A 26,410-nucleotide genomic window follows, 5' to 3' on the forward strand; every position below is an offset into this window, starting at 1 on the left:
GTGCCGCGGCGCTACGACCTGACCAATCCGAGCTCGCTGTCCGACATGGCTTGCACCCGGCGCAGGTATATCGCCACCGCAGTCCCTTGTCCCGCGACACTGGCGATATGCAGCTCGCCTCCCAGGCCGGCCGCGGTCGAACGCACCATGCTCAGGCCCAGCCCGGTCCCCTTGCCGGCAGGCTTGGTAGTGTAGAACGGCGTCATTGCCTTGCTCAGCACATCGGCCGACATGCCCGTGCCCGTATCGGCCACGCTCAGGCAGACATACTCTCCGGGCGCGAGGCTGCCGATCACCTCGGCGGTGTGGACATTGCGAGTCGCAATGGTCAGACGGCCGCCCTCGGGCATCGCATCCCTGGCATTCACCGCCAGATTGATGATCGCCAGCTCGATTTGCTGCTCGCTGATCAGCGCGGGCCACAGCAGCGGGTCCGCCTCGACATGCAGTTCGATACGGCCACCCAGTGTCAGGCGGATCATGTCAGCCATGGCGTTGACCAGCGCATTGAGATCGGCCGGCCCCACCGCCATCTCTTCGCGCCGCGAAAATGCGAGCAGGCCCGACGTGAGCGCCTTGCCGCATTTGACGGCATTGCGGCACAACACCAGCGCATTCTCGCGCCGCTCCGGTGTTTTCATGTACTCGGCGATATCGAGCGCGCTGCTGATACTTTGCAGTATGTTGTTGAAGTCATGCGCCGTGCCGCTGGTCAGCTGTCCCAGCGCTTCCATTTTCTGCGCCTGCAGCAAGGTTTCTTCCATTTGCCGGCCAGCGGTGATGTCCCGGGCGCAGCCCAGCACGCCGACAATCTCGGCGCTCTCGTTTTTTATCGGAATATAGACCGCATCGTAGACCACGCTGCCCTCGCCCATGTCGAAGGTCGGCTTGTAGACAAACGGCTTGCCGCTCCGTATGGCCATGCGCATGCCCGCCTCGATGGCGCCGCCCACCTCGTTGCCCAGCACGTCGGATGGCGTGCGCCCCAGTATCTGATCGATCGGCACGCCGGCATGCTGCAGGCCCGATGGATTCATGGCCGTGTATTGCAAGCGGCCATCGGCCGTTTCAACGATATGAAACAGGCAGTCCGCAGACTGCTCGAAGTAGGCTTGAAAGGGATTTTTCGAGTGATGCGACAGGCAGTTGCTGCAGTTGCGGCTGGCCTCGAGGTCGGCCAGCGCCTTGTGCTTGGCCGTGACATCCCAGTTCAGTCCATGCATCTGCAGTGCCGCGCCATGTTCGTCACGCTGCACGCGTCCCACGCCCTCTATCCAGTGCAAGGTGGGGACCTGGCCGGCAACATGCCGCTGCACGCGGAACACGGAATGGTAGTCGGCCTGCCCGACAATTGCGCGCGCAAGCTCGGCCTCGACCCGGTCGCGGTCGCCAGGATGGATGGCGTCGCGCCAGCTGTCATACACGATCCGGTCCAGCGAAGCATCGATACCGAACAGCTCGTATTCGCGCGGCGACCAGGCGAAGCCGTTCGTGCGCAGGTTCCACTCCCAGCTGCCCACATTGAGCGTATTGCAGAGCAGATCGAATTCCAGCGCCTCCGCCTGCGCAGAACCGGCAGACCGATGCGCCCTGACGGCGGCGCCGATCATCATGGTGAAACTGGTGATATCGAGCGCGTGGTAGTCGACATGCTCGATCACGCCGGCAGCCAGGTAGCGCTCGCGGTCTGCCCGCTGAAACTGACAGTCAATTATGAAAAGAGGCAGATTGCGCGACGCGCATGGCCTGCTGTTAACTGCAGCAAGCGTGGCATCGCACGACGCATCGGTAAACAACAGCCACGCATCGCAGTTGACGATGGCATGCCGCGCAGCCAACTTGCCCGGGGAAGGTTCGATATGGATGGCAAATTCCGTGACTCTCGACAGCGATTCGACAAACGACAGGAAAACCTTGCTGCCCCCGGTCTGGTCAATAAACAAGCGCATGCAGGCCTCCGGAAATGAACAATCGCCATCATGTCATAAGTATATTTTCTTGGGTGAATTTACCTCGCTTTTTTTACTTATGGTAACGATCCAGTTTTACCGCCAGCGCGCGTCTGCGTCCCGTCACTTTGCCTGCCGATGCTCCACCGCATACACCGCCGCCTGCACCCGGCTGTTCAGATTGAGCTTCTTCAGCACGTTCTGCACGTGGATCTTGACGGTGCTTTCGGCCAGATCCAGGGTGCGGGCGATGCCCTTGTTGCTTTCGCCGCGCGACAGGCAGTCGATTATTTCCCTTTCGCGCGGGGTCAGCTTGTCCAGTTCCGATGCCGGCTCTTCGCGCCGCGTGCCGGCCTGCAGCTGGGCCACCAGCTTGCCCGTCATCGCCTCGGCGATCACCACTTCGCCGGCGGCCGCGCGGCGGATCGCGCGCACCAGGTAGTCGGCGTCGATATTCTTGATCAGATAACCGCAGGCGCCGGCGCGCAGGGCGGTGGCCAGGTCGTCGGCGTCTTCGGAAACCGTCAGCATGACGATGGCCGTGTCGGGACAGTCGTGCTGCATCAGCTGCAGCGCTTCCACGCCCGACATGCCGGCCATGTTCAGGTCCAGCAGCACCACGTCGGGCTGCAGGCGGATCGCCAGCTTGATGCCTTCGACGCCGTCGGCCGCCTCGCCCACCACGGCAAATTCCTCGTGGCGCTGCAGCAGCGAACGGATGCCGCTGCGAAACAGCGCGTGGTCGTCGACCAGCATGACGGTAATCGGTTTGTCGGGAGTATCCATGATGATCCTTTGCGTGATGCTGGTCTGGCTTATGCTGCCCTGCGCTGTTCGCGCGGCAGATGGAGTTCGATGGTGGTGCCGCGTCCCGGCGCGGCATGCACGTCAAACGTGGCGTCGATGCGCTGCGCCCGTTCGCGCATGATATGCAGGCCGACGTGGCTTTCGCCTTTTTCGAGCACGGCGGCGGCATCGAAACCCACGCCGTCGTCGCTGACGGTCAGCGTGAAATCCTGGTCGTCCGCCAGCCGTACTTCGACGCGGCTCGCCTGGGCATGCTTGCGGATATTCGACAGCGCTTCCTGCACGATGAATAATAACTGCAATTGCTGCTCGCGCGGGAACGGCGGACCATCGACGTCGGCCAGCAGCTCGGCGTCGATGCCGGTCTGGCGGCGGAACTTGTCGAGCGCGGCGCGCAGGGAGCCGATCAGGTCATCCTCCATCAGGCGGCTGCGAAAGTTCAGCAGCAGTTCGCGCACGTCCTCATAGCTTTCCTTGATGCCCGCCTGCAGCGCCGGCACGATGTCGGCCACCTGGTCGTAGCGCTGCTTGCGCACCGAGTCGTCCAGCATCTGCACCTGCAGGTTCAGGAAGTTCAGGCTCTGCGCGATGCTGTCGTGCAGGCCCTGCGCCACCAGGTTTCGCTCTTCCGACACGGCCATCTCGCGCTCGCGCGCGGCCAGGCGCAGGTTTTCCAGCGCGATACCGAGCAGCTGGCCGACGGTTTCCAGCAAGGCCAGTTCGCGCTCGGAAAACACGCGCGCATGACGGAAATGCAGGTTGAAAAAGCCCATGTGCTGCTCGTGCGCATGGATCTGGAACACGGAGACGGTGGCAAAGCCTTCGCGGTGGCATTTCAGTTCGTGCGCGCGGTCGATGCGGCGCAGGTCGTGCACCTTGACGACGTTGTCCTGCACGGCCGTGCCGCACAGGCAGTCGCCCACTTTCAGGCAGTGTTCGGACGCCACCAGTTCTTCCGACAGGCCCGTATGCACGACCATATGCAGGTTGCCCCGTTCGGCGTCGAGCACGCGCACGGTGGAGCCATCGGCTTCGAAATAGGCCACGATGCGCTCCATGAAGCCGCCGCACAGCGCTTCGAGCGGCTGCGGGCGCTGCAGGAAGGCGGCGCTTTCGTACAGCAGCGCCAGCTCGCGGTTGCGGTATTCCAGCGTGGCCGTCTTGCTGCGCACGCCCTCTTCCAGATTGCCATACAAGGCCTGCAGGCGGTCGGCCATCTGGTTGAAGCCGCTGGCCAGCTGGCCGAATTCGTCATTGCTCTCGACCGCCAGGCGCACGCTGAAGTCACGCTCCTTCATGCGCTGCATGCCCAGGCGCAGGCGCGTGACCGGTTCGATAATCAGCATGAACATCAGGTAGATCATGCTGACGGTGCCGATCACTGCCATCCCCACCAGGATCAATTGCGAGCCGCGCAGCCAGAAGGTGCGCTGTTCGCTGTCGCGCTCGATCAGGCGCACCAGCTGGTCGACCTGGCCGGCAAAGGATTGCGCCTCCTGCTCGAAGTTGCGCGCCTGCGCAGGCGTGCTGACGGCCAGCGCGGCCGGGCGCAGTTCGCCCTGCCATGCGGCGACGATGCGTTCGAACTCGGTCTTGATGGCGGCCGACGGCGGCAGGAACAGGGGCCGCTGCGGATCGCCGCGGCCGATCTTGGCCAGCATCTCGTCGACCAGCAGCACTTGCGGCTGCACGCCGGAGCGCGTTTCGCTGCCCACCAGCAGGGTCAAACGATAGGTCTGCATGCGCAGCCGGCCCGTCTCGTTGATCGCGGCCGAACTGCCTTCGAGCTGCCAGGACAGGAACAGGGTACAGGCGATGGCCGTCAGCGCCAGCGCCAGCATGCCCAGCAGTGCGCCGACGATCTTGGTCGAGAGTTTCTGCCAGGAGGAGATCATTTGGTTGAGGCTCATGCTGTACTTGGTTATACCTGTTTTTCTTGAAATGCAGTCGAGTCGATATCCTTTTCCACCCCAAGAGAAAGGTGTGGGGTCGGACGGGGACGCCGAGTCCCTGAGGGTCCGACCCCGGCCCTTTCGCCGTTCGGGGTGAATGCATATTTCACCCACCCGTCTGCGCCATAAACCGTACTATCTTCTCCGGCCGCGTATTGAAATCATGCTGCCGCGGCTTCAGTTCAATCGCCGCGCGGATGGCCGCTTCCAGCTCCGCGTCGCTGGCCCCGCCGCGCAGCATGGGGCCGAAGGCGAATTGTTCTTCCTGGCCCAGGCACAGGTACAGGGTGCCGTCGACGGACAGGCGCACGCGGTTGCAGGTGGCGCAAAAATGCTGCGACATCGGCGTGATAAAGCCGATGCTGGCTTGCCCGTCCGCTGTCGACAGATAGCGCGCCGGCCCGCCGCCCAGTTCTTGCGCCTGCGGCACCAGGCCGAATTTTTGCGTCAGGCGCTCGCGCACGGCACCAAGCGGCATGTACTGCGCATTGCGCCCCGTACTGCCCATCGGCATCGCCTCGATCAGGCGCAGCATGAAATGCTGCTCGATGCAGAACGCGGCCATGGCCTCGATCTGCTCCTCATTGATGCCGCGCATGGCCACCATATTGATCTTGATCGGCGCGAAACCGGCCGCCTTGCCCGCCATCAGGCCGTCCAGGATGGCCTGCAGGCTGTCGCGCCCCGTGATGCTCTCCATGCAGGCGCGGTCGAGCGAGTCGAGACTGACGTTGATGCGGGACACCCCGGCCGCGCGCAACGCCACCGCATGGCGGCCCAGCTGCGTGGCGTTGGTCGACAGCGACAGGTCCTGCAGTCCCGGCAGCGCCGACAGCCGCGCCGCCAGCTGCGGCAGATTGCGCCGCAACAGCGGCTCGCCGCCCGTCAGGCGCACGCGGCGCGTCCCCAGCCGCACGAAAATGCCCAGCAGGCGCTCGATCTCGCCGAACGTCAGCCAGTCCTTCGGCTCCTGGTAGCCGCGAAAGCCCTTGGGCATGCAATAACTGCAGCGCAAGTCGCAGCGGTCCGTCACCGACAGCCGTATATAGTCGATGGACCTGCCAAATCGGTCAAGCAACATCACCTGCTCCTGTTCACCATCTGATTGTAAAGCCTGGGGGCGCGCCTGGCTGTACGCCAGACGCGCCGCCAGCCTAGTTACTCTGGCCTATTGCACCAGCGCACTAGCCGTGCCTTCGAGTTCCACGCCGTCGATTTCAGCGCGCCCCACCAGCAGATGCAGGTACTGGTGCACGGCACGCTGCCAGGCCGCACGCGACAGCCGGTCGGCGATCTGCGCCTGCACCGCCTCGTAGGCGATCGCCTTGCCCTCCACCCGGCGCAGCACCTGCACGATGTGGTAGCCGAAGCGCGTTTCCAGCAGGCGCCCGGCCAGTTCGCCCTCGTCCAGCCGGAACACCAGCGCCTCGAATTCCGGCACGCTCTGGCCCGGCGACAGCTGGCCCAGGTTGCCGCCGAGGGCACCCGACGGGCAGTTCGAATACTGGCCCGCCAGCTCCGCGAAACGCTCCGGCGCAAGTTTCAGGGCGTCGAGCACGGCCTGCGCCGTGGTGCGCAGCAGGTCCAGCGGCGCTTCGGGCGTCACCTGGAACAGGATATGGCGCGCCTCCACCAATACGCCGCTGCGGAACAATTCGGGGCGCTGCGCATGAAAAGTGCGGCAGGCGGCGTCGTCGGCGACCGGCACTTTGACTTCCTGCGCCAGCAGCGCTTCGACCAGATCGTCATCGCTGGCAGCTGCCAGGCCCAGGCGCCGCGCTTCATCGAGCAGCAGCCGGCGCAGCACCAGTTCCTGCACCGCCTGTTTCAGGGGATTGCCGGCACCCTGGTGATGCGCCAGCTCCTGTTCCACTTCCGTGTCGTCGATATCGACGCCATTGACCGAGATGCCCATGCTGTTCTCCTTTTTCGATTAGCGACGATTAACGGCGGCGTACCAGCTGCCAGGCGCGGCCCAGGTAAGCCACGGCGCCAAAGCCGCTCCACACGTGCACCAGGCGGGTGAACGGGAAGATGAGGAACAGCGACATACCCATGAACAGGTGCAGCTTGAAGATCCATGGCGCATCGGCGACAAAGCCGGCGGCGTCGCCACGGAAGGTCACCACGTGCTGGGCCCAGGTCATCAACAGCACCATCGTGTGGCCGTCCATGTGCGAGGCCGAGACGAAGATCGACGACAGTCCCAGCAGCAGCGTCAGCAAGATCCACAGCAGCACCAGCTTGTCCTTGAAAGTGGAGCGGGCAGCCACGCGCTCGTTGCCAAAGCGGCGCACCAGCAGCATCAGCAGGCCGGCCAGGCAGAGCAGACCCATGACGCCGCCGGCCACCATGGCCACCGTCTGCTTGACGCCATGCGTCACGCCCAGCGTGTCCCACACCCAGACGGGGGTCAGCAGGCCGGCCGCATGGCCGAAGAACAGGCCCAGTATGCCCACATGGAACAGCGGACTGCCGAAGCGCAGCAGGCCCCCATAGAAGACCTGGCTCGATTCCGACTTCCAGGTGTACTGTTCGCGGTCGAAGCGCATCAGGCTACAGACCAGGAAAATCGCTAGCGCGATATAGGGATAAATCCCGAACACAAATTGATGCAGGTAGTTCATGACGCTCTCCTTCAGTGATGCGGTGCTGCCGCCTTGGGATAGAAATTGACGGGGTGCGTGCCAGCCAGACCCGCCGCGGCCAGGCCGCCGGGTTTCAGCAGCGGTTCGATGCCGTCGGCGCCAGGACCGAAGGTTTCCAGCGCTTCGTCCATGTCGCGGATCGGCGGCTCGCTCAGTTCCTCGGCCTGGACCGGCGTCAAGGTCTGCAGCAGGTCGAACACGCAGGCATAGGTGCTGCCATTGGCGCGCAGCTTGCGGCCGATATATGCCAGCACATGGATGGCGTCGCCCAGCAGGCGTTCGGCTTCCGGCGGCGGCTGCTGCGACAGGAATTCCAGGAACAGCGGCACATAGTCGGGCAAGTCGTCGCCCACCATCTGCAGGCCGTGGCGGCTGTATTCTTCCAGCAGGTCGACCATGGCCTGGCCGCGGTCGCGCGATTCGCCGTGGATATGCTCGAACAGATGCAGCGACTGCGACGGATTGCGGTCGAACGTCATCACGTACTGCTGCTGCAGGTCGATCAGCGCGGTGGCCTGCAAATGCGCCAGCAGCGGCTGCAGGGCTGCATGCCAGGCCGGCAGCGTGTCAGCCAGCAAACCGGCCAGCGCGGGCAGCTCCTGCAGCAGTTCCGGCTCCGGGTACAGCAGCAGCGCCGACAACACCTGGTAGCCCTGCATGGCATTCAATTGATCAGACATCGAGGCTCTCCTTTTTTTTGCGCGACTTCGGCATCGACATGAATATCTCCGAGCCATGCTTGCGCTTGCCGAACAGGCTGGCGTCGCTGCTGCCGTCCGAGCAGCCGTTGCCAAACGTGAAGCCGCAGCTGCCCTTGTCGTTGAAGCTGTCCTCGGCCATTTCCTTGTGACTGCCCGGAATGACAAAGCGGTCTTCGTAGTTGGCGATCGCCATGATGTGGTACATGTCTTCCACGGTGGCCGCGTCCAGGCCCACCTGCTCCAGCACCGCCAGGTCAGGTTCGGGCGCCACATGCTTGCTGCGCATATAGGCGCGCATGGCCAGCATGCGGTCCAGCGCGCGGATCACCGGCGGCTGGTCGCCGGCCGTCAGCAGGTTGGCCAGGTACTGCACCGGGATGCGCAGGCTGGCGGTGTCCGGCAGGATGCCGTTCTTGCCCAGCTTGCCCGATTCGGCGGCCGCCTGGATCGGCGACAGCGGCGGGATGTACCACACCATCGGCAAGGTGCGATATTCTGGATGCAGCGGAAACGCCACCTTCCACTCGACCGCCATCTTGTAGACGGGCGAACGCCGGGCCGACTCCAGCCACGAATCGGGGATGCCCTGGCGGCGCGCCTCGTCGATCACGGCCGGGTCGTGCGGGTCGAGGAAGAGATCCAGTTGCGACGGATACAGGTCGCGCGGGTCGGCCACCGAGGCTGCCGCCTCGATCTTGTCGGCGTCGTACAGCAGCACGCCCAGATAGCGGATGCGTCCGACACAGGTTTCCGAGCACACCGTCGGCTGGCCCGCTTCGATGCGCGGGAAGCAGAACGTGCATTTTTCCGCCTTGCCGGACGACCAATTGTAGTAAATCTTCTTGTACGGGCAGCCGGAGATGCACATGCGCCAGCCGCGGCACTTGTCCTGGTCGATCAGCACGATGCCGTCGTCCTCGCGCTTGTAGACCGAGCCCGATGGGCAGGAGGCGACGCAGGTCGGGTTCAGGCAATGCTCGCACAGGCGCGGCAGGTACATCATGAAGGTGTTTTCAAACGTGCCGTACATCTCCTTCTGCATGTTGTCGAACAGCGCATCCTGGCTGCGCTGGGCAAACTCGCCGCCCAGGTCATCCTCCCAGTTCGGGCCCCACTCGATCTTGTCCATCTTCTTGCCGGTCAATACCGAGATGGGCCGCGCCGTCGGCGGCGTTTCCGACAAGGGCGCGTTCTGCAGGCGCTCGTAGTCAAACGTGAACGGCTCGTAGTACTCGTCGATCTGCGGCAGGTTCGGGTTGGCGAAGATATTGGCCAGTATTTTCAGGCGGCTGCCCTGGCGCGGCTCGATCCTGCCGGCTGCGGTACGACGCCAGCCGCCGTTCCACTTGTCCTGGTTTTCCCATTGTTTCGGGTAGCCGATGCCCGGCTTGGTTTCCACATTGTTGAACCATGCGTATTCCACGCCATCGCGGCTGGTCCATACGTTCTTGCAGGTCACCGAGCAAGTATGGCAGCCGATGCACTTGTCCAGGTTCAGCACCATGCCGATTTGCGCTCTGATTTTCATGCCATGCTCCCTTGTTCTTCTTTCAGCGGGCCTTCCAGCCAGTCGATCTTGTTCATCTTGCGCACCAACACGAATTCATCGCGGTTCGAGCCCACCGTGCCGTAGTAGTTGAAGCCCCACGACAGCTGCGCGTAGCCGCCGATCATGTGGGTCGGCTTGGTGACGGCGCGCGTCACCGAGTTGTGGATGCCGCCGCGCTTGCCCGACTGCTCCGAACCGGGCACATTGATGATCTTTTCCTGTGCGTGGTACATCAAGGTCATGCCTTCCGGCACGCGCTGGCTGACGATGGCGCGCGCCGTCAGGGTGCCGTTCACGTTGAACACTTCGATCCAGTCGTTGTCGACAATGCCGGCGTTCTTCGCGTCGATCTCGGACAGCCACACATGGGGGCCGCCGCGCGACAGCGTCAGCATGCGCAGATTGTCCGAATAGGTCGAATGGATGCCCCATTTCTGGTGCGGCGTGAGGAAATTCAGCGCGATTTCCTTGTTGCCGTTCGGGCTCGCGCCCAGCATCTGCGTGGTGGTTTTGGTGTTGATGGCCGGCTTGTAGACGCACAGGCCCTCGCCGAAATCGCGCATCCAGCGGTGATCCTGATAAAACTGCTGGCGGCCGGTCAGCGTGCGCCACGGGATCAGTTCATGCACATTGGTATAGCAGGCGTTGTAGCTGACTTCTTCGGATTCGAGGCCCGACCAGGTGGGCGACGAGATGATCTTGCGCGGCTGCGCCTGCACGTCACGGAAGCGGATCGTGTCGTGCTCGCGCGGCAGCGCCAGGTGGGTATGGTCGCGCCCCGTGATTTTGGACAGCGCGGCCCATGCTTTCACCGCCACGTGGCCATTGGTTTCCGGCGCCAGCGACAAAATCATCTCGGCCGCATCGATGGCCGTGTCCAATCTTGGCTGGCCGTGCGCCACGCCCTCGGCCAGCACGGTGCGGTTGATGCCGCGCAGGACCTCGACTTCATGGCCGGTCTGCCAGCTGATGCCCTTGCCGCCGTTGCCGATGTTTTCCAGCAGCGGGCCGATCGAGGTGAATTTCTGGTAAATCTTCGTGTAATCGCGCTCGACGACGGTAAAGTTGGGCATGGTCTTGCCGGGAACTGGCTCGCACTCGCCGGCGCGCCAGTCTTTCGGATCGAACGGCTGGCCCAGTTCGCCGGGGGTGTCGTGCATCAGGGGCGTCAGGACGATGTCCTGCCGGGTGCCCAAATACTCGCCGCCGATTTCCTCGAATTTCTTGGCGATGCCCTTGTAGATATCCCAGTCCGACTTCGATTGCCACAGCGGCTGCACGGCTTCCGACAGCGGGTGGATAAACGGATGCATGTCGGACGTGTTCAGGTCATCCTTTTCATACCAGGTGGCCGTCGGCAGCACGATGTCGCCGTACAGGCACGTGGTCGACATGCGGAAGTCCAGCACCACCAGCAGATCGAGCTTGCCTTCGGCGGCCGGACGCACTTTCACGTCGCGCGGCTTGATGCAGTTGTTCTCGTCGCTCATCAGGGCGTTCTGGGTACCCAGCAAGTACTTCAGGAAGTATTCGTGGCCCTTGCCCGAGCTGCCCAGGATATTCGAGCGCCAGACAAACATATTGCGCGGAAAGTTGGCCGGATTGTCCGGATCGTCGCAGGAAAACTCCAGCTGCTTGTTCCTGATCTGGTCAACGGCATAATCGACCGGATTGACGCCGGCGGCCTGCGCGGCGCGCGTCACGTCCAGCGGATTGGTCTGCAGCTGCGGCGCGGAAGGCAGCCAGCCCATGCGCTCGGCCTTGGCGTTGTAGTCCAGCAGCGTCATCGGCGCCACGTCAGGGCCGGCCGTCGGCGAGGCGATTTCCTCGGTATGCAGCTTTTCATGGCGCCACTGGCTGGTGTGCGCATAGAAGAACGAGGTGCCGTTCATCTGGCGCATCGGGCGGTTCCAGTCCTGGGCGAACGCCAGCGGCGTCCAGCCGGTCTGCGGACGCAGCTTTTCCTGGCCCACGTAATGGGCCCAGCCGCCACCGGACTGGCCCACGCAGCCGCACATCATGAGCATGTTGATGATGCCGCGATAGGTCATGTCCATGTGGTACCAGTGATTCAGGGCCGCGCCGACGATCACCATGCTCTTGCCGCGCGTCTGGTCGGCATTGTCGGCAAACTGGCGCGCCACGGTGATCACGTCGGCCGCTTTCACGCCCGTATGCTTGACCTGCCAAGCCGGCGTGTATGGCACATCGTCGTCATAGCTGGTGGCGACATTGCCGCCGCCAAGGCCCCGGTCGACACCATAGTTGGCCAGGGTCAGGTCGAACACGGTGGCCACCAGCACGCTCGTGCCATCGGCCAGCACCAGGCGCTTGGCCGGCACATGGCGCATCAAGACATCGCTGCTGTCTTTGCCGCCAAAGTAGGGGAAGCCAACCGCCACCACTTCATCGCTGTTGCCCAGCAGGGACAGCTGCGGATCGACCGGCGCGCTGTTGCCGCCCTCTTTCATCTCCAGGTTCCACTTGCCCGCTTCGCCCCAGCGGAAACCGATGGAGCCGGCCGGCGCCACGATGCGGCCCGACGCTTCGTCGAAGACCAGTGTTTTCCAGTCCGGGTTGTTGGTTTCATCGAGGTTGTTGGCCAGGTGCGAGGCGCGCAAAAAGTATTCGGGCGCCAGGATGCCGTTCTGCTCCTTCAGCAGCACCAGCATCGGGAAGTCCGTGTACTGTTTCGCATAGCCCTTGAAGTAGGCCGATTGATGGTGTGTATGGTATTCGTTCAGGATCACATGGCCCATCGCCATCGCCAGCGCAGCGTCGGTGCCCTGCTTGGGCGCCAGCCAGATATCGCCGAACTTGGCCATTTCGCCGAAATCGGACGACACGGCCACGGTCTTGGTGCCCTTGTAGCGCACTTCCGTATAAAAATGGGCGTCGGGGGTGCGCGTCATCGGCACGTTCGAGCCCCACACCATCAGAAAGGTCGAGTTGTACCAGTCGGCCGATTCCGGCACGTCGGTCTGCTCGCCCCACACCTGCGGGCTGGCCGGCGGCAAGTCGCAGTACCAGTCGTAAAAGCTCAGCGCCACGCCGCCGATCAGGGAGAGATAGCGCGTGCCGGCCGCATAGCTGACCATCGACATGGCGGGAATCGGCGAAAAGCCCACGATGCGATCCGGGCCATATTTCTTGATCGTCAGCGCATTGGCGGCCGCGATCATCTCGTTCGATTCATCCCAGGTGGCGCGCACGAAGCCGCCCAGGCCACGGATCGATTTGTACTGCTGCGAGCGCACCGGGTCCTGGCTGATATGGTCCCAGGCGGTGACCGGGTCCATGGTCTTGCGCGCTTCGCGCCACATTTCCATCAGCCGGCCGCGGATCATCGGATACTTTACGCGCTGGGCCGAATACACATACCAGGAATAGCTGGCGCCGCGCGGGCAGCCGCGCGGCTCGTGGTTGGGCAGGTCCGGGCGGGTGCGCGGATAATCGGTCTGCTGGGTTTCCCAGGTGATCAGGCCATTCTTGACATACACCTTCCAGCTGCACGAGCCGGTGCAGTTGACGCCATGCGTGGAGCGCACGATCTTGTCATGCTGCCAGCGCTGGCGGTACGCGTTTTCCCAGGTGCGGTCTTCATCGACCACGGTGCCATGGCCGTTCGAAAACGGCTCGGCGCGCTTGTTGAAAAATTTAAGACGGTCCAGAAAGTGACTCATGCTACCTCCACACATGCGCCGCAATGCGGCGCCAGGTCATTAAAACGCTGCGAGCAGGATGGCTCGAACGTCGATGCAATGAGTCTAGCGAGCGCAGGCTGCGCGCGATATTGGCAGGAAGTCGGTTTCGGGCGCCAGGAATGCGTAGAGGCATAGGCACTAATGCCTATGGGCGCGCGCGCCCCGCTGCGGTATATCTGTCAGCCTTGACCGTTCACACAGGAATCCGCAGCATGACCATTACCGATTACGCCAGCCTGGTTGCCAGCGCGCGCCAGCAGCAACAGCCACAACGCCTGCTGTTTACCTTTACCCGTGCCGAAGCCGAACCGGGCGGCCAGGGCAAGTCGCTCACGCCGGTGCTGTGCGCCGACAAGCTGCCCGAAGAACTGGGCAGTTTTGCAGCATTGCTGGAGGAATCAAAGCAGATGCCGGCACACTGGGACGTGGTGTTCGTGGCCGGACTGGCCGGCAGCAGCGGCCAGCCGCCCGCGCCGCAAGAATGCGAGGCGCCGCTGCGGGCGATGGTCAGGGCGATCGAGGAAGGCCGGATCGGCAGTTTGCTGGCGTTTGATCGCAGCGGGGATTTGTTACGGTTCGGTAGGTCGGATTAGCGGGGCCGCCGAGGCGCGCCAGCGCGTCATCCTAGACCACTGCCGGCCCACGTCAACATTGTTGTCGGATTATGCGGCGTACCGCCGCTAATCCGACCTACGCAATCGGCCCAGCTTGCGATGAATCCGGCCACGGCCGCTGATGCAGATGGCGCGCCCGTTCGATCGGACACACCAGCGGCAAAAACTGCTGCTGGCGCGCCGAATACGCCATCAGCGCGCCGCTGTCGATATCGAAATACCAGCCGTGCAGCTTCAACTGCCCCTGCTCGACCCGGCGTTTGAGCCACGGGTAGGTCAGCAGGTTGTCGAGCGACTGCAGGATGCTGGCCAGTTCGCAGGCATGGCGCTGTTCGTGCGCCGGGCGGTGGTCCAGGTCGCGCCGCACGCGCTGCGCCACCGGTTCGGCGATGCGCATCCACTGGCCCACGAAGTCGGTCTCCTGCCCCTCGGCGCGCGGCTGCGGTTCGAGCAGCGCGCGGATGCCGCCGCAGCGCGCATGGCCCAATACGATCACGCGCGCCACTTGCAGCGTGCAGACGGCGAACTCGATGCCGGAGCTCACCCCCGGCGGCGCGTCCGGCGTACACGGCGGCACCAGGTTGGCGATATTCCTGATCACGAACATGTCGCCCGGGTCGCTGCCCGTCAGCAGCATCGGATCGACCCGCGAATCGCAGCAGCCGATCAACAGGGTCGACGGCCGCTGGCCGTCGCGCAGGCTGTCATATAAGGTCTGCGGCTCGCTGAAGTACTGCTGCTGGAACAGGCTGAAGCCGTTGACGAATTTTTCCAGTTCTTCCATTTTTTTACTTTCCCATTTTTCACCCTAAAGGCAAATTCCGGGGTCGGACCCTGAGGGTCCGACCCCAGTCCTTCCGCTTCTGGGTTCACTACTCAGCAGGGCATGGGCGCATTCTTGCGCGCATAGCACCACCAGGTAATCGCGATGCAGCTGACATAAAAGCCGATAAAGCCCCACAGCGCCGCATCGGGACTGCCCGTCAGCGCGATCGAGGTGCCATAGCTTTTCGGGATAAAGAAGGCGCCGTACGCCGCCACGGCCGAGGTAAAGCCCAGCACCGCCGCGCCCTCCTTGTTGGCGTCGACTATCGCCTGCTCCTGCGCCGCCTTGCCCTTGCCGGCAGCGGCGCGCTGGTGCTCGGTCAGAAAGATCACGGGGATCATGCGGAAAGTCGAGGCATTGCCGACGCCGGTGCCGGCAAACAGCAGCATGAACATCCAGAAAAAGCCGCCGAAGCTGCCCGCCGCGTGCACACCTTCGCCTGCTTGCGGCATAAAATGCAGCACGCCCAGCACGGCGGCGATCATCAGGAAAAACGACCACAGGGTGACGCGGGCGCCGCCCAGCTTGTCGGAAATCACGCCGCCGGCCACCCGCGCCAGGGCGCCGACCAGCGGGCCCAGGAATGCGTAGTCGAGCGGGTTGACATCCGGAAACTGGATCTTGATCAGCAGCGGAAACGCGGCCGAATAGCCGATAAAGGAGCCGAAGGTGCCCGTATACAGCCAGCACATCAGCCAGTTGTGCTTGCGCCGGAAGATCACGGCCTGCTCGGAAAACGAGGCTTTGGACGAGGCCAGGTCGTTCATGCCGAACCACGCCAGCAAGGTACTGAGCGCGATAAACGGCACCCAGATAAAGCCGGCGTTCTGCAGCCACATCTGTTTGGTGGCGCCGCCCTTGGCCCAGGTCATCGCCTCGCCGCCCCAGGCGCCGAACACCGCCATGGTGATCACCAGCGGCACCACGAACTGCACCACGGAGACGCCCAGGTTGCCCAGGCCCGCATTCATGCCCAGCGCGAAACCCTTGCTCGCTTTTGGATAGAAAAAGCTGATATTGGCCATCGACGAAGCGAAATTGCCGCCGCCGAAGCCGCACAGCAGCGCCAGCACCAGCATGGTCGGGTAGCCCGTGTTCACATCCTGCACCGCAAGGCCGATGCCGATCGCCGGAATCAGCAGCGAGCCGGTGGAAATGGCTGTCCAGCGCCGGCCGCCGAAGATCGGCACCATGAACGAATAGAAGATGCGCAAGGTGGCGCCGGACAGGCCGGGCAAGGCGGTCAGCCAGAACAGCTGGTTGTTGCTGTAGGTGAAACCGATATTGGGCAGGTTGACCACCACCACGCTCCACACCATCCACACGGCAAACGCCAGCAGCAGCGCGGGGATCGAAATCCACAGATTGCGCCCGGCAGTGGCCTTGCCCGTCTGTTGCCAGAAAGCCGGGGTTTCAGGCTCCCAGGTATTGATCATGTATTTGCTCACAGCGATACTCCTGCAGGTTGTTGATTGCTTGCCGCGCGTGGCGGCTTGAAGGAAAAGTGCATCCAGACCAGCGACACGCAGACGGTGCCGTAGAGGAGCATGAAGGCGCTCGAACGCACGCCGGTAAAATCCACCAGCGCGCCGAACAGCACCGGCAGCACGAAGCCGCCAAGGCCGCCGGCCAGGCCCACCACGCCGGAGACGGCGCCGATATTGCCGGAAAAGTCGTCACCGATGAATTTGAAAACGGACGCCTTGCCGACCGCCATGGCGATGCCGACCACGAACAGCAGCACTGTAAACAGCACGGGCGGCAGGCCGACATGGAACGCCAGCGGGCCGCTGACGGTCTCGATCACCATCTGCGTCTGCGGATACGACAGCAGGAAAAAGCAAACCCAGCACACCCACATCACGGCCCAGGTCACCTTCGCCGCGCCATATTTGTCCGAGATCCAGCCGCCCATGGCGCGCAGCACGCCGCCCGGCAGCGAGAAGCAGGCCGCCAGCAGCGCCGCGTGTTTCAGGTCAAAACCGTATTCGGCCACGTAGTATTTGGTCATCCACAGCGCCAGCGCCACATAGCCGCCGAACACCACCGAGTAGTACTGGCAGTAGCGCCATACGCGCGGGTCTTTCAGTACGCGCATCTGGGCGGCAAAGCTTTCGTTGGAAGGCGCCAGGTGCGATTTGTCGGTGAACGAAAACAGCCAGAAAATAATCGCGGTGGCCAGCATGGTCACCGCGTAGACCTTCGGCAGCATCTGCCAGCCAAACGCGGCGACGATGCCGGGTGCAACGAACTTGGTCAGGGCCGAGCCAGAGTTGCCCGCGCCGAAGATACCCATCGCCAACCCGCGCCGCTCTTTTTCGTACCAGCGCGCCACGTACGGCGTGCCGACCGAAAACGAGCCGCCGGCCAGGCCGACGAACATGCCCAGCACCAGGAAATGCCAGTAGGCGGTGGCGTACGAAATGAGCCAGAGCGGCACCACGCTGGCCAGCATCAGCAAAAAGAACACGCGCCGGCCGCCGTATTTGTCGGTCCAGATCCCCAGCGGCACGCGCACCAGAGAGCCGGTCAGCACCGGCATGGCGGCCAGCAGGCCGAACTGCGTCTCGCTCAGGCCCAGGCTGGTCTTGAGCGGAATACCCAGCACCGCAAACATCATCCAGACCGCAAAGCAGATCGTAAACGCAAAGGTGCTGCTGGCCAGCACGGACAGCTGCTTGCGCCGCATGCCCGCTGTCCGGCCGGTATTACTGTTGTTATTGTTACCTTCTGAGGTAGCCACGATGTTTCTCCATGAATGCACTGGCCGTCTGGCCAGCCGTCCCGACCAGCTTACGTGGCGCAGGCGCGCGGCACTATCGGCCACAGGGTGGTGTTGGCAAGGCAATCTGGATAGAGGGGTCGGCAGAAGTGACTAGTCACCCTGGCCCTGGCCGGGGCGCACGGGCCGCGGTTTTACAAACCTGGCCGTTTTTGGCACACTGCCTGCAGCGCCTGAAAGGAAGATCGATGCAGATCGATAAACACCCTCCCGGACACAGTGCGGGCGAAGCGGACGAGATATCGACACGGCTGGCGACGCCGGCCGACGTCGCCGCCATGCTGGCCTGCGATGCCTGCTGGCAGTCGCATGCGCAGCGCGGCGAGTGCGTGCGTACCGCCATCGGCAAGGGACTGTGTACGATCGCCCTGCGCGGCGGACAGGTCGCCGGTTATGTCGTCCTGCAGGATGACTTCTTCGGCCACGATTTCGTTTCGCTGGTTGTCGTGTCGCCGCTCCACCGGCGCCGCGGTATCGGACTGCGCCTGCTGGCCGCCGCCGCGGCGTGCAGCCGCGCCAGGCTGTTCACCTCGACAAACCAGTCCAACCTGGCCGCCCGGGCCATGATCGCCAGGGCGGGCTTTGCGCCCAGCGGCCAGATCGACAATCTCGATGAAGGCGATCCGGAACTGGTGTTTGTAATATGGCGGCGCTAGCGCGCTTCCTCCCGAAGGCGTATGGCCGCCTGCGTCAAATACGGCTATGCTGGCGCCCATCGCTCACTCCGGCAAGGCCAGGCAATGGATTATCTGACTCTCAAGCATTTTCACATGGGCTGCGCCGCCGCCAGCGGCGCGCTGTTCCTGCTGCGCGGCGGCTGGATGCTGCGCGCCTCGCCGGCGCTGCAGCAGCGCTGGGTAAAAATCGCGCCCCATCTGATCGATACCGCGCTGCTGGCCAGCGCCATTGCGCTGGCCGTGTGGAGCGGCCAGTCGCCGGGCCGGCAGCCGTGGCTGGCCGCCAAGCTGTGCGCGCTGGTGGCGTATATCGTGCTGGGCACGATCGCCCTCAAGCGCGGCAAGACGCTGGCCTTGCGCGCCAGCGCCTTGGTGGCGGCGCTGCTGGTGTTCGCGTATATCGTGGCGGTAGCCGTGACGCGCCAGCCGTGGCCGTTCTGAGGCAGCCAGTGCAAATGCAGCGGCAGGCCTGGCAGCGCCGGCGGTATGTGGCGCTCTGACAGCAGCCACTCAATTGCCACGCCCGGCGGCATGGCTTCGGAGAACAGATAGCCCTGGCAGGCGGCGCAATTCAGCGCCAGCAGGAACTGCGCCTGCGCGGTTTCCTCGACGCCTTCGGCAATCACGTGCAGCGTCAAGTCATTGGCCAGCAAAATCACCGCTTTTGCCACGGCGTTGGCGCTCGATTCGGCGGGCATGCCGAACAGGAAACTCTTGTCGAGCCTGAGCGTGGCCACCGGCAGCGTGCGCAGCTGGCTCAGTGACGAATAGCCGGTGCCGAAGTCGTCGAGCGACAGATTGAACGCGGCCGCCACCAGCTGCGACAGCACGCTGCTGCCCTCGTTTTTGAGGTCGATTGCATCGCGCTCCGTCAGTTCGATCTCGATATCGTGCGGCGAACGAGGTGCGGTTCGCCAGCCCGGTCAGCGCATCGATGGCGCCCAGGCGGATGAATTCGTCCTGCGCTATTTTCCGCGCCGTGATGTCCTGCAATATCTTCAGGAAGCCGATGATACTGTTGTCGGCATCATCACCCCGTCGGCCCAGAACCTGGCGCCATTCTTGCGCAAGTGCCAGCGATAATCCGCCGCCCGCCCCGTCAATGCCGCCGTCTGCATTTCGCGCTCGGCCTGCCCTGCGGCACGGTCTTCGGGGGTAAATATTTGCATGGAATCATGCGCCAGCATTTCATCCTCTGTAAAACCGAGGATGCGTTGCGCCCACGTTCCAGCTGGTGACGTCGCCGGCCAGGCTGACGGTAAAAATGGCGAAATCGGTGGCGCTGTCGCAGATATGCTGCAACAGGATGGAAGAGGACATCTTGCTTGGCATACGGCACCTCAACGGTTGGTACAAGGAAGGCCGTGGCTTGCGGCCCGTTCCCGGTGCCCGGGGCTCGTATCAGACGGCAAATCAAGATGGCAAATTTATACCGGATTCAGTTGAAATTTTTCAATTCCCCGTAGCGAGATCGGGGCAACGGCTTTGCAGCACAGCGCGGGCTCTACCGGGCGCACCGGTGCACGCGGCAATGGTATATTTACAACGGCAAACCAACCCGCCGCCCCAGCTCACCGTAATTTCTTGAAAGGCAACCATGCTGTTATCCGAACTGCTGACCCTGATGACCTGCGGCGACCTGGAAGGCGAGGAACTTGACGAGGCCGTCGCCGCCATTGCCGCCGCGCCTTCCAATGCGCAGGAAGAATGGGTCACCAGCGATGGCGAGGCCTACGCGCTGGAGATCATCGATCAGCTGGGCGCCTATATCGCGTCGAGCGACAAGATCGACGAACTGCATGAACAGATCCAGGACATGTTCGACGACTTCCCCGACTTCCCATATGAACTGTTGCAGCAGGATGGCCGGGGCGTGCTGCCGTATTACGAATGGCTGGACCGGGAACTGGCGCAGCGCGCGGTGGACGAAGGCGGCTATGACCTGATCCAGATCGAGGGATCGGGCACCGACAACATGGATGCACTGATCGTGTACCGGCGCGACACCGCCGACATTATCCAGGGCGCCGCCCTGATGGGCGTGACGATAGGCCGGCCGCTGACGTATTTCCGGGGCGTGCAGGCGCAGGTGGATGCCGCGAGGAGGCCGTAAGCGGAACGTGCAACGGGATATTCACGTCGCCTTCGCTGCGTCTTCAGGCGGATGTTCAGCCTGATGCATGCCCGCGCGTTCCCGCCTGGACTGCTGGCGCTCGATAAAATCAGCGAGTGGGCGGTCGGGATCTTTTTTAAAGCCTTTCAACCGGTTCACCCTGGCGCCGGTATCGGCCGCCACCTCGCAGGCAATCATCTGGTCTTCCGTGCTGTGCGCGGCGACCAGCGCCAGCGTCTGGTTTGACGTGCGCCGCTCTTCCTGGTGCTGGTTCTGCTTGCCCCGCCGGATGTTCTTGCGGCTCGAATGCGGACTCTCGCCGTACATGTTGCGGCGGTCTTTTTGCAGGCTCAATCTCTTTTTGTCCTGGGGGGACTTCACCGTGCTCATATTGTAGAAGGCTGTAGATGCTGACACCCTGCAGTCTAGCATCGCCAGCGCGCCATCAAGCAAGAACGGCGCGCTGGCGCGGCTGTTATATGCCGAGTCCACCTGCTACATTGATGGTCTCGCCAGTGATGTAGCCCGCATGCGGGCCAGCGAGGAAACAGGTCACTTCCGCCACCTCTTCCAGGGTCGCAAAGCGGCGGATGGGATGCATGTCCAGAAACGTGTCCATGTCCGGCAGTTCGCCTGCCACTTCCTTGTTCATGTCGGTAGGCATGGCGCCCGGCTGCACCACGTTGACGGTGATATTGCGCGAGCCGAGGTCGCGCGCAATGCCCCTGGCGTATCCGGCCAGCGCCGCTTTGGTACCCGCGTAATCGGCAACGCCCTTGAACGGCACGTAGTCGCCGAGCAAAGAGCCGATGAAGATAATCCGGCCGCCATCCGTCAATTTCGACGCTGCCGCCCGCGTATTGGCAATCGACCCCAGCACATTGACTTGCCACTGGCGATTGTACTTTTCTTCATCGAGAGCCGGATCATCGACGAGCTGGCCCTGGGCAGCGATACCAGCGTTATTAACGATAATATCGAGTTGGCCAAATTCGGCGATCACTGCATCGATCAGCGGCCTGCCACTATTGAGGTCCGCCTGGTCGCTATGGATGGCAATGGCACGCACGCCTTGGTCTTTCAGATTTTCTACGACTGCCGCTGCCTTGTCAGCCGAAGCGGCATAACTGATCGCAACGTTTGCACCATAAGCGGCAAATGCGTGGGCGATGGCAACGCCAAGCCCGCGTGAGCCACCCGTGACCAGCACCGTTTTGCCTTCGAAAGTCTTTTGCATGGATTTTTCCTTTTTCATATGACAGATCGTGCCTCGTCCGGGAAACGGCGAACCATAACGATCAGTATGGTAACGAACGTTACGTTATCATTGCGAGGGTGTCAAGCGGCCAATATTGCGCGCTATGGCAGCCTGTTGCGGGAGTGCGGCCGTCTTGACCGCAGCGATCAGTTAATTTAATATCGATCATTACGAAAAAACACAAAGCAGGGAAAACAATGGGGCGCCACCGTGAGTTCGATGTAGATGCAGCGCTCGACGCCGCGCTGAATGTGTTCTGGCGCCTGGGCTACGAAGGTGCCTCGTACACCGATCTGACGCAGGCAACAGGGGTTGAACGGCCAGCGCTCTACTCCGCGTTTGGCAACAAGGAAGCCTTGTTTCGCCGCGCCCTGGAGCGTTATTACGATCGTCATCTGGGTTTCTTTCCAGCGGCACTGGAGCAGCCGACCTCGCGCAAGGTGGTCGAGTGCATGCTGCGCGGCGCGGCCGAACTGCATACCCGTCACGCCGACCGCCGGGGCTGCCTCGGCATTCACGGCGCCCTGGCTGGCTCAAGCGATGTCGAACCGATTCAAAAGGCGTTGATCGATGCACGTGCGGGAGGAGAAGCATCGCTGCGCCTGCGCCTGGAACAGGCGAAACAGAGGGGAGACCTGCCGGAAAGCGCGAACCCCGCCGTGCTGGCCACGTTCGTCTTGACAGTACTACACGGCATGGCGGTACAGGCGAAGGCGGGATTCAGCCGTGCCACATTGGAGGCAGTGGCCGAGCAGGTGCTTTCCACATGGCCGGGCACTGCCTGAGCACCGCTTCGCACTTGCCTGCACACTTGCCTGTATACTTGCCTGTTTAACATTGCATCGATTACACTGGCGCCTGCAATCATGCCCCTACCGCGCGCATGCCTGTATCAACAGCAAGGGAACCGGTGCCGCCTATCCTCAAGATCAACACTCATCTGCTGTCCGCGCTGCTGCTGGCCAGCGCCGCCGCCACCTGCGAGGCCCATGTGCCCGGTGCCGCCGCCCTGCCCGCGCACCTGGTTCGCGCCAGCGCGCCGTTGCGGGTCGACGGTGCGCTGCTCGAACAGGCCTGGCAGGACGCGCCCGTGTTCGACACCTTTTACGAATACCTGCCTGAAAACGGCCGGCCCGCGCCGCCGCAGTTGCGCACCACGGTGCAGTTGCTGATCACCGATGACGCGCTGGTGTTCGGCATCCGCGCCTGGGACGACGCGCCGCACAAGCGGCAAGGCGCGCTGGCGCGGCGCGACAAGGTGGGACTTGACCAGGACTTCATCGGCATCTGGCTCGACCCGACCGGACATGGCCGCGCGGCGCAGTTCGTGCGGGTCAATACGGCCGGCGTGCTGACTGACGGCATGTACCGCGCCGACGACGATGAATCGGACCTCGGCCCCGATTTCCCGATCGATGCGGCGGTCAGGCTGCTCGATGACGGCTACAGCATGGAAGTGCGCTGGCCACTGGCCAGTCTGCGTTTTCCTTACGCGGACGGCAAGGCGTGGCGCGCGATGGTCGAGCGCAGCGTGCCGCACGCGGGCGGCATGCTGCTGACCAGCGCGCCCTTGACTACCGATGCCCTCAGCCATATCGCGCTGCTGCAGGACATCACCGGCATGCGGGACACGGTGGCCACGGTGCGCGATCATGCTTTCCTCGAACTAAAACCCGAACTGACCCTGCGCGCAAAAAAGGACAGCGATGCCGATGGCCGGCGCAGCCGCCAGCAGGCCAGCCTGGGCCTGGAGGTCAATGCCCGTCCGCGCGCGGACTGGGTCTTCAACGGCATGCTCAATCCCGACTATTCGCAGGTCGAGATCGACGAACCGATGTCGAACGGCGCCAGCCGCATCGCCCTCAGCCTGCCCGAAAAACGGGGCTTTTTCCTCGAAAGCGCCGACGTGCTGGGCCTGCCGCTGGCAGCATTTTATTCGCGCACGGTGGCCGATCCGCAATGGGGCCTGCGCGCCACCTGGCGTTCGGCGCAGCTGGACGCCACCGCCATGAGCCTGCGCGACCAGCCGGGCGGCGTGGTGCTGCGCGGCGGCCCATATGAAACGGCGCAGTACGAGCAGACCGGCCGCACCCTGGCCAGCCTGCTGCGCGGACGCTGGCACGGGGATGGCGTGCTGCTTGGCGCGTTTGCCTCGCAGCGTGATTATGGGCGCGCCGGCGCCAATACCGTGTTCGGAGTCGACGGCCAGTGGCGCGGCGATGGCCAGCAGGCGGCCTGGCTGCTGATGCAGTCGAACAGCAGCGTGGCCCTGGCCGAAGACGCGGCGCGGCAGCCCCGCCGCGCGCCCCTGCGCCGCGGCGCTTACGGCTGGGGCAAGCTTACGCATATCAGCGACGCCTGGTGGAATGATGCCGTATTCGAGGCCAGCAGCGGCGGCTTTGTCAACGACAACGGCTTCGTGCCGCAGGCGGGCGTGATCAAGGCCGACATCAACCTCAATCGCCGCCTGGGCGCGCAGCGACCCGGCTGGAACGACCTGTCGCTGGAGATGTACGAGACCGAAGCGCACCTGGGCCTGCATGACATCCGCACCGTTGGCGACAGCGTCAGCGGCCAGGCCGGCGGCCAGGTGGTCGAGCGCAAGCTGCAGCCGGGCGTCTGGTTTCGCGGCCCGCGCCAGCTCAATTTCTGGGCCAACCTGGGCTTCGACCAGCAGCGCGCCAACCGCCTCGGCCAGCTGCACCACACGCCCGCCCTGCACTTCGGCTTCGCATCGTCGCCCTTGCCCTGGCTGCCCAGGTTCAATGCGGAAGCCACGCTGGGCCGCCAGCTCGACGTCGACGCCGACCGCGTGGGCCGTGGCGGCAACGTCATGCTGGACCTCGGCTGGCGCCATGCCCTGCCCAACGGCTGGGCACTGGAACTGGACCAGCTTTGGCACCGCGCGTGGGTGCAGGGCACGCTGGGCCAGCCGGCATTTACCGACAGCGGCTGGCGTGTGCTGGCCATGCTGCACGTGACGCCGCGCGACTCCTTGCGGCTGCTGGCGCAGAATACGGCCGGCGCGCGGCGCGACGATGGCGTGACCAACCTGGAGCCGTGGGCCGAAAAGCAGCTGCACCGCTCGCTGCTGTACCGCCACCTGTGGCGCCACGGGCGTTCGCTGTCGGTCGGCTATGCGCGCGACAGGACGCGTGCACCGCGCGTGACCAACCAGGCGCTGACGGTCAAGTTTCAGTGGGAAGTGTAATGGCCGAATCGGCCGCTCCCTGTCGGATTGGCCGCGATTCCGGTATCATTCGGGGATGAATACTATCCCTTTCCAACCGTTTGTCATTGGTGTCGCCGGCGGTAGCGGCAGTGGCAAATCCACGGTATCCCAGCAAGTCCTGGCGTCGTTCGGCGCCGACATGGTGTCGGTCGTGATGCAGGACGATTACTACTGCGACCAGACCCATCTCGCGCCGGAACTGCGCCCCCAGCAAAATTACGACCACCCGCAGGCGTTCGAATGGCCCTTGCTGATACAGCACGTCAAGGCCTTGCGCAACGGCGAAGCGATCGAAATGCCGGAGTATAACTTCACGCTGCACAACCGCTCCGACAAGACCATTACCGTCAAGCCGGCCCCCGTGATCGTGGTCGAAGGCCTGTTTGCCCTGTATGACGAAGATTTGCGCGACATGATGTCGCTGAAGATCTTTGTCGACACGGCGTCCGACGTGCGCTTTATCCGCCGCATGCAGCGCGATATTACCGAACGCGGCCGCTCGGTGGAGAGCGTGGTCGAGCAGTATCTGGAAACCGTGCGCCCGATGCACAAGCAATTCATCGAACCCACCAAGCGCAACGCCGACATCATCCTGCCGCATGGCGCCAATGGCCCGGCGGTCGACATGATTACCACCAAGGTGGCGAGCGTGATCGGCAAGTCGAAGCGGACCTGATCTTTATCGCCTTGACTATCCTGGCATGGGCTGCGGTGGTGCCACGCAGCCATGCCAGCGGCAAGGCCCACGCCGAGCGGCAACTTCATCACCGCAAGCTTGCCTGGCGCTTATCTCCGCAACAAAGGAAACGCATGAAGTTTGCAGCCCAACTCGTATTCGGCCTGTCGCTGGCCGTCGCCAGCCCCGTATTTGCCGCGGCCCCCGCGCCCGCAGCGCCGCTCGCGGCTCCCAATGCGGCCCATCTGAAAGCCGTGCAGGATCTGCTGGGCGCGATGCAGATTGAAAAAGTCGTCAAGGGCGTCGCCGCCCGCAGCCGCTACCCGAACGAAGCACAGAAGCAGGCGGTGCTCGCCAAGCTCGATACAATCCCGCCTGCGGAGATGTACCAGCGCCTGGCGCGGGCGCTGACCGGTGCCATTTCCGCCGAGACCGCCATCGAGATGTACCGTTTCTACAGCACTCCATATGGCAAGCAGCTCATCTACAGGAAATACAACGCCGGGGCGCAGCTGATCATGCCGGGTGCGACCAAGGCCGTGTCGCCGGAAGAAAAGAAGGAACGCAAGCGCCCGGCCTATGTCAAGGCCAGCCAGGAACTCGACGAGGCCGAACCGGTGATCGAACATGAGGCGTTCAAACTGGTGCAACTGATTAACAAGGAAAAGCGGTAATTCGTCGCGCCGTCTGGACGTTTGTTTCGGATCAATCCAATCCATTTGATCAAATAATAATCAAGGGTGGCCGGGTTTTGGTGCTGTCGACGTCAGGCGCCGTGTTACGGTTTGGTGCGCCTATGAGGGCGGCAAGGCTGCTGCTTCCGGACACGTCGATCCATGCTTTCGACGCCGGGCGCTTCTAAAGTGAGACGCTGCACCTTCGCTTGGCATCAGTTACCGCAAAAAATATTTTTTCGGCAATC

The 26,410-nt window shown here is 63.3% G+C and carries 25 protein-coding genes and 1 pseudogene; 10 read left to right on the forward strand and 16 right to left on the reverse strand.

Annotation, left to right across the window (positions count from 1 at the left end):
- Positions 1–11 precede the first annotated feature (11 nt).
- Positions 12–1,661 (reverse strand): ATP-binding protein, encoded by a 1,650-nt coding sequence (locus RTQ46_RS20435; protein ID WP_312439424.1) that lies wholly within the window; start codon positions 1,659–1,661, stop codon positions 12–14.
- Here RTQ46_RS20435 and RTQ46_RS20440 point away from each other — a divergent pair.
- The gene (locus tag RTQ46_RS20440; RefSeq protein ID WP_312439425.1) at positions 1,650–1,967 is read left to right on the forward strand and encodes a hypothetical protein; all 318 of its coding nucleotides are present in this window, start codon (positions 1,650–1,652) and stop codon (positions 1,965–1,967) included. The genes RTQ46_RS20435 and RTQ46_RS20440 overlap by 12 nt on opposite strands.
- A gap of 105 nt (positions 1,968–2,072) precedes the next feature.
- Here the strand turns inward: RTQ46_RS20440 and RTQ46_RS20445 are convergent, their stop codons facing one another.
- The 8 genes from RTQ46_RS20445 to RTQ46_RS20480 all read right to left on the reverse strand — a co-directional run bounded on the left by RTQ46_RS20445 (position 2,073) and on the right by RTQ46_RS20480 (position 13,289).
- Entirely contained in the window at positions 2,073–2,735 is a 663-nt protein-coding gene (locus RTQ46_RS20445; protein ID WP_312439426.1) for a response regulator, read from the reverse strand.
- A 29-nt stretch (positions 2,736–2,764) separates the two neighbouring features.
- A complete protein-coding gene (locus RTQ46_RS20450; protein WP_312439427.1) occupies positions 2,765–4,666 on the reverse strand; it encodes a type IV pili methyl-accepting chemotaxis transducer N-terminal domain-containing protein in 1,902 nt (633 codons plus the stop codon).
- 148 nt (positions 4,667–4,814) lie between these two features.
- Positions 4,815–5,789 (reverse strand): GTP 3',8-cyclase MoaA, encoded by a 975-nt coding sequence (gene moaA / locus RTQ46_RS20455; RefSeq protein ID WP_312439428.1) that lies wholly within the window; start codon positions 5,787–5,789, stop codon positions 4,815–4,817.
- Positions 5,790–5,876: 87 nt separating this feature from the next.
- Complete coding sequence (locus tag RTQ46_RS20460; protein WP_312439429.1) at positions 5,877–6,623, reverse strand: peptidylprolyl isomerase; 747 nt, start codon at positions 6,621–6,623, stop codon at positions 5,877–5,879.
- 28 nt (positions 6,624–6,651) lie between these two features.
- Positions 6,652–7,335 carry a respiratory nitrate reductase subunit gamma gene (gene narI / locus RTQ46_RS20465; RefSeq protein ID WP_312439430.1) on the reverse strand — a complete coding sequence of 228 codons (684 nt, stop codon included), beginning with the start codon at positions 7,333–7,335 and terminating at the stop codon, positions 6,652–6,654.
- 11 nt (positions 7,336–7,346) lie between these two features.
- On the reverse strand, positions 7,347–8,036 hold the full coding sequence (narJ, locus tag RTQ46_RS20470) for a nitrate reductase molybdenum cofactor assembly chaperone (protein ID WP_312439431.1): 690 nt from the start codon (positions 8,034–8,036) through the stop codon (positions 7,347–7,349).
- Positions 8,029–9,585 (reverse strand): nitrate reductase subunit beta, encoded by a 1,557-nt coding sequence (narH, locus tag RTQ46_RS20475; RefSeq protein WP_312439432.1) that lies wholly within the window; start codon positions 9,583–9,585, stop codon positions 8,029–8,031. The genes narJ and narH overlap by 8 nt, the downstream gene beginning before the upstream one ends.
- The gene (locus RTQ46_RS20480; protein ID WP_312439433.1) at positions 9,582–13,289 is read right to left on the reverse strand and encodes a nitrate reductase subunit alpha; all 3,708 of its coding nucleotides are present in this window, start codon (positions 13,287–13,289) and stop codon (positions 9,582–9,584) included. Before RTQ46_RS20480 ends, narH begins: the two co-directional genes overlap by 4 nt.
- Before the next feature lie 233 nt (positions 13,290–13,522).
- Between RTQ46_RS20480 and RTQ46_RS20485 the strand changes: the two genes are divergently transcribed.
- Entirely contained in the window at positions 13,523–13,903 is a 381-nt protein-coding gene (locus RTQ46_RS20485) for a ribonucleotide reductase subunit alpha (protein WP_312439434.1), read from the forward strand.
- A gap of 97 nt (positions 13,904–14,000) precedes the next feature.
- On the opposite strand, the gene RTQ46_RS20490 is transcribed toward RTQ46_RS20485, so the two are convergent.
- The 3 genes from RTQ46_RS20490 to RTQ46_RS20500 all read right to left on the reverse strand — a co-directional run bounded on the left by RTQ46_RS20490 (position 14,001) and on the right by RTQ46_RS20500 (position 17,439).
- Positions 14,001–14,708 (reverse strand): carbonic anhydrase, encoded by a 708-nt coding sequence (locus RTQ46_RS20490; RefSeq protein WP_312439435.1) that lies wholly within the window; start codon positions 14,706–14,708, stop codon positions 14,001–14,003.
- Positions 14,709–14,800: 92 nt separating this feature from the next.
- Entirely contained in the window at positions 14,801–16,198 is a 1,398-nt protein-coding gene (locus tag RTQ46_RS20495; RefSeq protein WP_312439436.1) for a NarK family nitrate/nitrite MFS transporter, read from the reverse strand.
- Entirely contained in the window at positions 16,195–17,439 is a 1,245-nt protein-coding gene (locus tag RTQ46_RS20500) for a nitrate/nitrite transporter (protein WP_312439465.1), read from the reverse strand. The genes RTQ46_RS20495 and RTQ46_RS20500 overlap by 4 nt, the downstream gene beginning before the upstream one ends.
- A 281-nt stretch (positions 17,440–17,720) precedes the next feature.
- On the opposite strand from RTQ46_RS20500, the gene RTQ46_RS20505 reads away from it, so the two are divergent.
- Together RTQ46_RS20505 and RTQ46_RS20510 are read left to right on the forward strand one after the other, a co-directional pair.
- Positions 17,721–18,188 (forward strand): GNAT family N-acetyltransferase, encoded by a 468-nt coding sequence (locus RTQ46_RS20505; protein WP_312439437.1) that lies wholly within the window; start codon positions 17,721–17,723, stop codon positions 18,186–18,188.
- An 84-nt stretch (positions 18,189–18,272) separates the two neighbouring features.
- Complete coding sequence (locus tag RTQ46_RS20510; RefSeq protein ID WP_312439438.1) at positions 18,273–18,650, forward strand: SirB2 family protein; 378 nt, start codon at positions 18,273–18,275, stop codon at positions 18,648–18,650.
- Positions 18,651–18,805: 155 nt separating this feature from the next.
- On the opposite strand, the pseudogene RTQ46_RS27150 reads toward RTQ46_RS20510, so the two are convergent.
- Positions 18,806–19,096, reverse strand: a pseudogene (locus tag RTQ46_RS27150) (EAL domain-containing protein); the annotation flags it as partial.
- On the opposite strand from RTQ46_RS27150, the gene RTQ46_RS20520 reads away from it, so the two are divergent.
- The gene (locus RTQ46_RS20520) at positions 19,008–19,292 is read left to right on the forward strand and encodes a hypothetical protein (protein ID WP_312439440.1); all 285 of its coding nucleotides are present in this window, start codon (positions 19,008–19,010) and stop codon (positions 19,290–19,292) included. The pseudogene RTQ46_RS27150 and the gene RTQ46_RS20520 overlap by 89 nt on opposite strands.
- Positions 19,293–19,397: 105 nt before the next feature.
- On the opposite strand, the gene RTQ46_RS20525 is transcribed toward RTQ46_RS20520, so the two are convergent.
- Complete coding sequence (locus tag RTQ46_RS20525) at positions 19,398–19,529, reverse strand: hypothetical protein (protein ID WP_312439441.1); 132 nt, start codon at positions 19,527–19,529, stop codon at positions 19,398–19,400.
- A gap of 277 nt (positions 19,530–19,806) precedes the next feature.
- Between RTQ46_RS20525 and RTQ46_RS20530 the strand changes: the two genes are divergently transcribed.
- A complete protein-coding gene (locus RTQ46_RS20530; protein WP_312439442.1) occupies positions 19,807–20,322 on the forward strand; it encodes a hypothetical protein in 516 nt (171 codons plus the stop codon).
- Between the two features lie 21 nt (positions 20,323–20,343).
- On the opposite strand, the gene RTQ46_RS20535 is transcribed toward RTQ46_RS20530, so the two are convergent.
- Positions 20,344–20,676, reverse strand: coding sequence for a hypothetical protein (locus RTQ46_RS20535; RefSeq protein ID WP_312439443.1), 333 nt, complete (start codon positions 20,674–20,676; stop codon positions 20,344–20,346).
- A gap of 121 nt (positions 20,677–20,797) precedes the next feature.
- Positions 20,798–21,559 carry an SDR family oxidoreductase gene (locus RTQ46_RS20540; protein ID WP_312439444.1) on the reverse strand — a complete coding sequence of 254 codons (762 nt, stop codon included), beginning with the start codon at positions 21,557–21,559 and terminating at the stop codon, positions 20,798–20,800.
- Between the two features lie 218 nt (positions 21,560–21,777).
- Here RTQ46_RS20540 and RTQ46_RS20545 point away from each other — a divergent pair, with 218 nt between their 5' ends.
- The 4 genes from RTQ46_RS20545 (at position 21,778) to RTQ46_RS20560 (ending at position 26,162) form a co-directional block, all read left to right on the forward strand.
- A complete protein-coding gene (locus tag RTQ46_RS20545) occupies positions 21,778–22,365 on the forward strand; it encodes a TetR/AcrR family transcriptional regulator (RefSeq protein WP_312439445.1) in 588 nt (195 codons plus the stop codon).
- A 125-nt stretch (positions 22,366–22,490) separates the two neighbouring features.
- Positions 22,491–24,791, forward strand: coding sequence for a hypothetical protein (locus RTQ46_RS20550; protein WP_312439446.1), 2,301 nt, complete (start codon positions 22,491–22,493; stop codon positions 24,789–24,791).
- 55 nt (positions 24,792–24,846) lie between these two features.
- A complete protein-coding gene (gene udk, locus RTQ46_RS20555) occupies positions 24,847–25,488 on the forward strand; it encodes a uridine kinase (protein ID WP_312439447.1) in 642 nt (213 codons plus the stop codon).
- Between the two features lie 134 nt (positions 25,489–25,622).
- On the forward strand, positions 25,623–26,162 hold the full coding sequence (locus RTQ46_RS20560) for a hypothetical protein (RefSeq protein ID WP_312439448.1): 540 nt from the start codon (positions 25,623–25,625) through the stop codon (positions 26,160–26,162).
- The last annotated feature ends 248 nt before the right edge of the window (positions 26,163–26,410 follow it).

It is taken from the genome of Janthinobacterium sp. (assembly GCF_031995485.1).
GTDB lineage: Bacteria > Pseudomonadota > Gammaproteobacteria > Burkholderiales > Burkholderiaceae_D > Janthinobacterium.

Excerpts from the sequence above, each read along its gene's own strand:
- RTQ46_RS20480 (WP_312439433.1), bottom strand. The coding sequence starts at position 13,289 with ATGAGTCACTTTCTGGACCGTCTTAAATTTTTCAACAAGCGCGCCGAG.
- RTQ46_RS20445 (WP_312439426.1), bottom strand. The coding sequence starts at position 2,735 with ATGGATACTCCCGACAAACCGATTACCGTCATGCTGGTCGACGACCAC.
- RTQ46_RS20460 (WP_312439429.1), bottom strand. The coding sequence starts at position 6,623 with ATGGGCATCTCGGTCAATGGCGTCGATATCGACGACACGGAAGTGGAA.
- RTQ46_RS20490 (WP_312439435.1), bottom strand. The coding sequence starts at position 14,708 with ATGGAAGAACTGGAAAAATTCGTCAACGGCTTCAGCCTGTTCCAGCAG.
- RTQ46_RS20505 (WP_312439437.1), top strand. The coding sequence starts at position 17,721 with ATGCAGATCGATAAACACCCTCCCGGACACAGTGCGGGCGAAGCGGAC.
- narJ (WP_312439431.1), bottom strand. The coding sequence starts at position 8,036 with ATGTCTGATCAATTGAATGCCATGCAGGGCTACCAGGTGTTGTCGGCG.
- RTQ46_RS20530 (WP_312439442.1), top strand. The coding sequence starts at position 19,807 with ATGCTGTTATCCGAACTGCTGACCCTGATGACCTGCGGCGACCTGGAA.
- RTQ46_RS20525 (WP_312439441.1), bottom strand. The coding sequence starts at position 19,529 with ATGTCCTCTTCCATCCTGTTGCAGCATATCTGCGACAGCGCCACCGAT.
- RTQ46_RS20500 (WP_312439465.1), bottom strand. The coding sequence starts at position 17,439 with ATGCGGCGCAAGCAGCTGTCCGTGCTGGCCAGCAGCACCTTTGCGTTT.
- moaA (WP_312439428.1), bottom strand. The coding sequence starts at position 5,789 with ATGTTGCTTGACCGATTTGGCAGGTCCATCGACTATATACGGCTGTCG.
- narH (WP_312439432.1), bottom strand. The coding sequence starts at position 9,585 with ATGAAAATCAGAGCGCAAATCGGCATGGTGCTGAACCTGGACAAGTGC.
- udk (WP_312439447.1), top strand. The coding sequence starts at position 24,847 with ATGAATACTATCCCTTTCCAACCGTTTGTCATTGGTGTCGCCGGCGGT.
- RTQ46_RS20485 (WP_312439434.1), top strand. The coding sequence starts at position 13,523 with ATGACCATTACCGATTACGCCAGCCTGGTTGCCAGCGCGCGCCAGCAG.
- RTQ46_RS20440 (WP_312439425.1), top strand. The coding sequence starts at position 1,650 with ATGCTCGATCACGCCGGCAGCCAGGTAGCGCTCGCGGTCTGCCCGCTG.
- RTQ46_RS20545 (WP_312439445.1), top strand. The coding sequence starts at position 21,778 with ATGGGGCGCCACCGTGAGTTCGATGTAGATGCAGCGCTCGACGCCGCG.
- RTQ46_RS20450 (WP_312439427.1), bottom strand. The coding sequence starts at position 4,666 with ATGAGCCTCAACCAAATGATCTCCTCCTGGCAGAAACTCTCGACCAAG.
- narI (WP_312439430.1), bottom strand. The coding sequence starts at position 7,335 with ATGAACTACCTGCATCAATTTGTGTTCGGGATTTATCCCTATATCGCG.
- RTQ46_RS20510 (WP_312439438.1), top strand. The coding sequence starts at position 18,273 with ATGGATTATCTGACTCTCAAGCATTTTCACATGGGCTGCGCCGCCGCC.
- RTQ46_RS20540 (WP_312439444.1), bottom strand. The coding sequence starts at position 21,559 with ATGCAAAAGACTTTCGAAGGCAAAACGGTGCTGGTCACGGGTGGCTCA.
- RTQ46_RS20560 (WP_312439448.1), top strand. The coding sequence starts at position 25,623 with ATGAAGTTTGCAGCCCAACTCGTATTCGGCCTGTCGCTGGCCGTCGCC.